The sequence below is a fragment of the Nonomuraea sp. NPDC001684 genome (assembly GCF_053596515.1).
The window spans coordinates 1-2,753 of sequence record NZ_JBSFGJ010000746.1 but is presented as its reverse complement, the minus strand read 5'-3'; the positions used below and the strand labels follow the sequence as shown (position 1 = coordinate 2,753).

3 protein-coding genes and 1 pseudogene are annotated in these 2,753 nt (G+C 70.1%); all 4 read right to left on the bottom strand.

The window, feature by feature from the left end; translation table 11 throughout:
• Positions 1-100: 100 nt before the first annotated feature.
• Positions 101-304: pseudogene (locus ACWCSD_RS51080) on the bottom strand (thiolase family protein); the annotation flags it as partial.
• Positions 305-376: 72 nt separating this feature from the next.
• On the bottom strand, positions 377-1,036 hold the full coding sequence (locus tag ACWCSD_RS51075) for a hypothetical protein (protein ID WP_397153979.1): 660 nt from the start codon (positions 1,034-1,036) through the stop codon (positions 377-379).
• A gap of 15 nt (positions 1,037-1,051) precedes the next feature.
• On the bottom strand, positions 1,052-1,792 hold the full coding sequence (locus tag ACWCSD_RS51070; RefSeq protein WP_358289183.1) for a class F sortase: 741 nt from the start codon (positions 1,790-1,792) through the stop codon (positions 1,052-1,054).
• Between the two features lie 5 nt (positions 1,793-1,797).
• A partial coding sequence (locus ACWCSD_RS51065; protein WP_449926881.1) for a hypothetical protein occupies positions 1,798-2,753 on the bottom strand: 956 nt, incomplete at its 5' end.

The window sequence follows — 2,753 nt, the reverse complement described above, 5'->3', positions numbered from 1 at the left end:
CTGGGCTCCCTTCATCGTTTCAGCTCAGGATGATGGGGTTGGTGAGCGCCGCCATGTGTTCGTTGGGATGACGCACCTCAACGCGGACGAAGGACTCGTTTCGCGCGATGTCCATGCTCTGGGGGCCGAACTGCATGACGCACCCCATGATGACGTCCTCGACCGCCGCCGGATCGACGCCGGTGCGGTCGATGAGCGCCTTCAGCGTGTGGGCGGCCAGGTCGGTGGGATGGACGGTGGAAAGCCCGCCCTTCTTCTTGCCGACCGGGGTACGGACCGCTCCGACGATGTACGCCTCTGCCACAGTGCCTCCTGGAAACCGAGCATTATTCGGTTATTGAGGAGAGACTACAACAGAACGACGTTCTGTGGCTCGTCACTCCGGGGCCAGAAGGTCCTCCGCGGCGTCGATCCTGAACCGCCACCGGTCCACCACCAGGCCGTTCAGCGATTCTGCCAGCTCCAGCGCCAGGCTTCCGAGCTTGACGGGCTCCTCGCCGCGCAGCTCGATCGCGGTCAGCTCGGTGGCGAACGGCAGCAGCTCCCGCACCGCCGGCGGCTGCCCCTTCTGCGGCACGAGCGCGGCCCGGATGTCGCCCGACGTGTACGTGAACTCGTCCTCCCCCTGCTCCAGCAGCGGCGCCAGATCGTCGGCGGACGGGCGTACCGGCAGGATGACGGCGGGACCGCCCTCCTCGCCGTCGGCCGGATCGCTCACCTCGCCCCGGCACACCGCGAGCCCCTTGAGCCGGAAGGCCAGCCCCTCGGCCAGGTAGCGGTCGAAGAAGTCGAACGGCAGCGGCCCCTCGGCGGTGACCCGGCAGGCCCACGCCTTCTCCAGCACCCCGCCGGTCAGCTCGGCGTCGGCCTCGACCGGCGCGTACACCCGCACGTCGGCCGCCACGATGTCGTCGCCCTCGCGCCGGGCGTCCGGGTCGGCCAGCTGGACGATCCGCAACAATTCGGCGGGGTCCGGTTTGGCGGGCAGGGCCGCCGTCGGGCCAGTACGCAGTTTCCGCTTCGCCAGCCAGCCCATGCCCGCCTCCGCCAATCAGCTTCGATAGGAGCTCGTCATCGTCGCGTAGACGATGATGTTGTCGTTGTAGTGGCCGATGGTGCGATCGTAGGCACCACCGCAGGTGATGAGGTGGAGCTGGGCGTTCTCCCGGCTCCCGTAGACGCGCTCGGTCGGGAACGTCTTCTTGCTCGCCTGCTCCACGCCGCCGACCGTGAACACGGCGGTCGTCTTGTCCTGGCGCTTGACCTCGATGGTGTCGCCGTGCTTGAGCTCGCCGAGGCGGCTGAACACGGCGCTGCGCGTCCGGGTGTCCTTGTGACCGAGCAGCACCGCCGGGCCCTCCTGGCCCGGCGTGGACATGTTCCGGTACCACCCGACCAGGTTGGGATTGTCGGACGGCGGCACCTCGATCGTCCCGTCCTTGGCCAGCCCCACCGACTTGATCGGCGCGTTGACGCCGAGCCGCTTGATCACGATCCGGATCGGCGTCGAGGGCAGCATCGGCGGCGCCGGCGTGATCTCCGGCAGCGGCGGCGGCTGGTCCGGCGGCGCCTGGAACAACGCCTGCTGCGGCTGGCCGGACGCCTGCGTCTGCACGGCCACGGGCAGGGCGTCCCTGTCCATGCCGTACTCCTCGGGCGACTGCAGCACCATCAGCATGCCCGCCACGACCGTGACGACCCCGGCGATGGCCGCGCCGATCAGCACGGTCCTGAGCGCGGTGCTCCCCCGGTCCCGCGGTGGCGGGCCGCCGTACGGATACTGCCCGGCCACGCCGCTCAGCCCCTGCCGGCGGTACGCCGGCGCAGCACCAGCCCACCGGCCGCCGCGGCCGCGATCAGAACGGCTCCGGTCAGCACGAACAGCCGCCCGTCAGGCCCCGCCATCCCCCCGGCCCCGGTGTCGGCCCCCGCCTTGGGCGTCTTGGACTTGTCGGGCGGGGTCACGGTCACGGTCGCGGTGCTGGTCTTGGTCGGCTTGGGGGTGGGGGTCGGCGTGGGCGTGGGGGTCGGCGTAGGCGTCGGCGTGGGGCTCGTTCCCGAGCCGGCGACCACCTGGAAGGTGTGGTTCTTGACGCCCGTCGTGGGAGCCACGCACTTGATCGCGCTGCCGGTGGTCGCCGTGGCCGAGGTGCCGAGGATCAGGTCGCCGGGGGTGAGCGTCACCGTGCCGGTCGTGGTGGGCTTCACCTTGAGGGTGACGCTGGGCAGCGTGGTGATGTCCTGCCCGACGACGACGTTGGTCAGCGCGCCCTCGGCCGCCGCGGGCTGGGTGACCCCCGCACCGGACGCCTTCACGTTGAGGAAGTACTTGCCGCCGCTCGCGGGGAAGCCGGTGGGGGCCTTCAGCGTGTCAAGGCTGCTGGCATCGATGGTGCTGGTCCACGAGATGCTGACTTCCTCGTTCGCCTTGGCGTTGGTGGGCAGGGTGCCGGGGGTGATCTTGATGTCCACGTCGGCCGGATAGGCCGGATCGTTGATCGTCGTGTCCACCAGGTCACACTTGTACTGCACCACATCGGTCCCGGTGCCGCCACCGCCGGTCTGAACCGGGATCGAGACGGTGGTGGGGGCGGACGACGCGGAGGCGCAGGTCGTCGTGTCCTGGCCGATCTTGATGCTCAGCAACGGCGTCGTCCCGGTCGCCGTCGTGGCCGGCGTGAGGACGAGGTTTCCGCCCGTCGTCGCGGTCACGCTGACCGACGCCGACATCTTGGGAGGCGTGTAGGTCTGGC